Source organism: Acidocella sp. (assembly GCF_013044125.1).
Lineage (GTDB): Bacteria > Pseudomonadota > Alphaproteobacteria > Acetobacterales > Acetobacteraceae > Acidocella.
The window spans coordinates 1-4,706 of record NZ_JABEVC010000038.1; the positions used below are offsets into that span (position 1 = coordinate 1).

A 4,706-nucleotide genomic window follows, 5' to 3' on the forward strand; every position below is an offset into this window, starting at 1 on the left:
ATGGTGTCGGGGTGATTGCGCGCTGGACGCTCGAGGCAGCTAATTATAAGATTTTGCCGCTTGCAGACAGGGCCGCGATGTTTCCGCATTAGAGTGGAAACAAGAGGCCCAGAGCGTCCGCATACGCAGGATGCGTCTGCACACAATATATAGAATACCGTAACGATAAAGTCAAGCTTAAATCACTGTTTTTATAAAAATTTTTAGGATTCGTCGTTGGATTTCCGGTTCTGCGCGATGAGGTGTTTTGCCACCAGTTTTGACTTCTTCCGCTCCTCCTCGATGGCGCTATAATATTTTGTTTCGGCGACATGGTCGCGCGCGCGATTGTAGTGCTTCGCATGCATCCGAGCACCGATCGACAGCAAGCTCGTGGCAATGCCGGGATGTTCGGGGTCATCAACAGGCGCATGCGTCCCGACGGCGTGGCGGAAGCGATGGGTGGCGAAGGGCAGCGTGAATTTCCGCCTCGAGCGGTTCCACATCGCGGTGGTCAAACCGGCCTCGGTTAACGCCGTGCCATCGGAGGAGACCCAGAGCGCGGTAGCCGCCTTGGCGATGCCGTTGGCTGTCACGCTCTTCATGGTGCGCAGAAGCAATGCCGGGCGGATTTCGGAGACGTAGCGGTTGATCCACGGGGTTAAGGTTTTGGGCGCATCAAACTCGATCCAGCGGCGATTTTTTACATCTTCGGGTTCAAATTTGAGGCGCCAGCCATCGGCGTTCCGAAACAGATGCTTCCCGATCTGCATTGCCGCGAAGCTGCGCCGGCGGATTGCGCGGCTGGCGAGCAGGCATATGATCAGCCCATCGCGATACTGCGCCAGCCGGCGCTGGGGCCGCTTTTGCGCATCAGCCTGCGCGAGCAACTCCAGCCCCCAGCCGTACAGTTCGGAAGGGTGTGGCACCGGAAATTCCTTACGGCGGCCTTTAAGGTGCGGCGAAAGCTTCACGCCATTGGGCGCCCAGATCCAGCGCCAGTCCCGTGTGGGCGCAAGAATTCGCATCGCGCAACTGATGCCCGAGATAGCCAGGACGCTCGATTGCGCGCAGTATCCCATTTCCTGCAACTCGCGCAGGTAGTCAGCGATCCGGGCCGGGGTTACCATCTGCGCGGGCGGTACGCGATCGTCCAGTTCTCCACGCCCATCCAGGAAAGTCAGCCAGCGCCCAAAATTTCGCGCCATCGTGTCGAGTGAGGATGGCCGCAACGATTTGCCGTAGCTGGCCTCGTCGAGATCATCTCCGGGCGCGGTTGCCTCCTGCCAAGCCTGCCGATAGGCGGCCGGCCATTCGTGCAGGCGGCGCCATTTCCGGCGCGGATCAGGATTTTTCGGCATGGAACGCCCCCTTTTTCGGACCTCTGGTGACCTTGCCGGGACGGAAACCCTCCAGCATCTGCCGGGCGACGCGCTTGGCAACCTGGCGCTCCTTAAGGACGGCATCATCATGCCGCGCCGCGGCGACGTCTTGCTCAAATGCGATATAAGATTTTATAGACGTTTCGAGTCGTTTATGACCGAGGAGGCGTCTCACGCCCTCGTAATCGCCGGGGTGGTAGTGCAGATGCAGCCAAGCACAAAAATGCCGGAACAGATGAGGGTGGACCTCAACCTTTGCATAGTCACGCACGGCACGTGTGATCCAGGAGCCAAGCAGATCCTTGGTCATCGGCTTTTCTTTTTTTCCAGGAAATATCCAGGGGTTTCCGGGCTTAGCCAGAAGAGGACGAAATTTCTCCAGCCAAATTTCAATAAGTTCAGCCGTCGCGGCTGGCAAAAGGCGTTCGATGGGCACCCCGTTTTTGACCTCGGTCTCATCGACGATTAAATACATGGCGCGGCTTTTACCGTTGGTTGCCCGGCGCAGTGAACGTTCCAGATGCAGCAAGTTCAGATTTCCGAGACGTGGTGCCACGACGGTGAGCAGTTCGATCATTACCGCGACACGCACTCGCCGGGCTGCATCAAGCGGGTCGGTGCATTTTTTTGCACCTTCCAGCAAAAATTGCGGCAGCATCATGATAATCGCGCGCGTGTTCGGCTCAATCATGGCGCGCAGCCGCTCACGGTTTTTCGACACGACGCCGTTATTCGCCGGCTCGACAATGCCCTTGATCCGGGCCAATTCCGCATGGACGTCTGCATCAGCTTGGCAAAAGCGGGCGGCATGGCGCAGTGCCTCGATAATGCCAGCAACAAATGAGGAGCGCGGCTCCGCACCACGCTCGCGCAAAATCCGCACCACCGTTTTGATGCGGCTGGCCGGCGTAAACAAGCCGGCCAGGCTTGTGAGTTCTTTCGCATCATGCCCGGCATGAATCAGGGCGCTGGCCGCGCAACGAAGCTGATAAACCCGCAAGGCCACTGTGCTGGGTTTCAATGGCCGGCTGGGGCGGAATCGGCGCTGCTCTGCGGGGAGATCGAGGTCGTCATGCAACGCGCCAAGATTTTCAGGCGTCATAGCAGCTTTGAATTTATCAACTTCTTGCCTGAATGATTCCATAAATTTCGTGGCCGGAAAAGTCAGGCGTGCCTTTTTGTCCGGCAAGACCAGCGCCTGTAGGCCCAATTCTCGGTAGCGATCGATCAGGCGCGCCCACTGATTGGTGACCTTGCGCAGGTAGGCCGTGCGGTCACTGATGATCGCACTCGCGGCCAGATCACGGCCAAACGCGGTGAACACAGCAGACGTCACGGCCTCGGGTTCGATGTTCCGGTCGCTGCAATAACGGGCGAGGCGAGTCAGGTGGTGACGGTCATATTCAGCATCCAGGCGGCGCTTCAGATCCAGCCACGCCGGCATCAGCCCGTCAGCGCCAGGCTGATGGGGGTGGGCCAGCCCCATGAGCGCCGCGACTTTATTGATGCCTGACCGGATGTTTTGCCGACGCTTAACTTGATGGCCGCGGAGCTTGGGTGTTAGCGCGAGGATGGTGTCAGATAGTGCCTGCAAGTCCAACCGAATGCCCTGCGGCGGCTGCCCCAGCAACTTTGCAGCCGAAATCAGCGCGGAGCGGTAATCGCGCCGCTTGGTGGGCGTCAGGTCGGGAGCGGTTTCCAAGAACGACAGCGCATCCGCGAAACTTGGATATTCGCGAGCCGCGCTATTCGAAGCGGCTGGCGCGGGTGTCTCCGGCTGCGGTGGGGGGGGCAAGGACAATCGTTTCGCGAGGTCTGCGGACCTTCGGGGCGATGGCCGGCTTGGCCGGCTCGCGGGGGGAGGCCGCGTTGCTGTTCTGCGGCGTCTGAAGTACGGGGGCGGACGCCTCGGCCTGCTGGTTGGGTGAGGTGGCGTCCGTGGTGTGCCCAGGCTCGGTCAGCTGGCTGTCGGCCGTTATGCTCGCTGGGAAAAAGGCCTCAAAATTGAATGAGATTTGCTCCATTTTTGCCTCCATGGAAGGTTGCGGAAACTTGCGGAAAGTCGGGAAAAGGGTGGGCAACGAACAAATCGCGTTCAGCGACAGCCGTTTTCCCGATCGCGCCGTAAGATGCTGATTTTGTTTCCGTGCTACGCTGCACTGTCTTCACCGGAATTCGTGTGAAGGTAGGCACCGCCGGCAATCAGCTGCTCCATTTCGCTGAGTTTGAAATACAGCGACCGGCCAATCCGTACGCCAGACAGCAGGCCACGGGCCTCCCAGTTGCGTAGCGTGCGCGTGGTGCGATGAAAGAGCCGCGCGGCTTGAACGGCGGGGATCAACTTTTCGGTGGGGGTCTCGATGCTGTTGACGGATGGCGCGGCTTCACATGCCGCCGCGCCCTGTTCGTCAGTAGTTTCAGCTGGTTGCCAGTTATTCGTCATCTTGGCGATGATCCGCTGCGGTAGCGCTGTCGCGCGCAGCCTGGCGGCCGAGAAGCCGCGCCAAGTTCACGAGGGTTTGATCGGCTGAAGATGGGGCAAACTGATGGTGGGAGCCAGAGCGTGGAGCCGCAACGCGTTGATCGCCGTTGGCGGCGTGGCGAGCCCGCGCTGATTGCGCTTCGAGAGTTGTGAGATCTGTGACCTTGTGTCGCATGAATGCCTCGTTGAGGCACCCATCAACGACATCCGCTCAGCATTCCGCCACAAAAGTTTCCTGCAAGAATTAGAGTTTTTTGGCTGGCCCTGATCTGCCAGGCAAGGTCGCTTACCGGCGGCCGACTATGTGATGCTCAGGATTCATCTTCATGTTTTTCAAAATAATATCGCAGCGCTGTCCGGACATTGGCCGGCGATGCATTGACCGGATCGGCACACAGAACGGCCTCCACGAAATTGCCAAAGCTGTCACGATTCTGGCCGCTCGTCGGTGCATCGTCTCGATATTTTCGCCAGAAGGAGCCAAGGCATTCAACACCAAATTGCACGGCATCGGGCAATTCATGAGCGCCCGCGCGCTGGGGCGGCGTCGCAGTGACCAGCTTGCTCGCGTTCGCGGCCATTTCCGTGAGGAGCATCTCGAATTCGACCAACTTGCTCACGGCGTCCGTATTAATTGCCGGTCCGGCGGCCTGCAGGCCGGTGTGTGTAGCTTCGGGGTGAGCCGGGATTTCGCCGCCGCCGAAAAGCAGCCTGCGAGTCGTGGGGTCAATGTCCCCGAGGTGCCTTAGCAGTTTGATCGCCGCCGCCCCGGCCTGGCCAAGCTTTTTTTTACGCTCCGCCGGCGCGCCGAATTTTTTTGAGTCCTGCGCATATTTCGAAATTTCAGCCACGGCCGATTTTAG

At 59.2% G+C, this 4,706-nt stretch carries 5 protein-coding genes; all 5 read right to left on the reverse strand.

Annotated elements, in window-relative coordinates; genetic code table 11:
- Positions 1 to 203: 203 nt before the first annotated feature.
- A complete protein-coding gene (locus tag HKL97_RS01940; protein WP_291422333.1) occupies positions 204 to 1,340 on the reverse strand; it encodes a hypothetical protein in 1,137 nt (378 codons plus the stop codon).
- A complete protein-coding gene (locus tag HKL97_RS01945; protein ID WP_291422335.1) occupies positions 1,324 to 3,063 on the reverse strand; it encodes a site-specific integrase in 1,740 nt (579 codons plus the stop codon). Before HKL97_RS01945 ends, HKL97_RS01940 begins: the two co-directional genes overlap by 17 nt.
- Before the next feature lie 43 nt (positions 3,064 to 3,106).
- Complete coding sequence (locus HKL97_RS01950; protein ID WP_291422337.1) at positions 3,107 to 3,385, reverse strand: hypothetical protein; 279 nt, start codon at positions 3,383 to 3,385, stop codon at positions 3,107 to 3,109.
- Between the two features lie 125 nt (positions 3,386 to 3,510).
- On the reverse strand, positions 3,511 to 3,804 hold the full coding sequence (locus tag HKL97_RS01955) for a helix-turn-helix domain-containing protein (RefSeq protein ID WP_291422339.1): 294 nt from the start codon (positions 3,802 to 3,804) through the stop codon (positions 3,511 to 3,513).
- A 350-nt stretch (positions 3,805 to 4,154) separates the two neighbouring features.
- Positions 4,155 to 4,706 (reverse strand): hypothetical protein (locus HKL97_RS01960; RefSeq protein WP_291422341.1); only part of this gene is annotated, 552 nt, incomplete at its 5' end.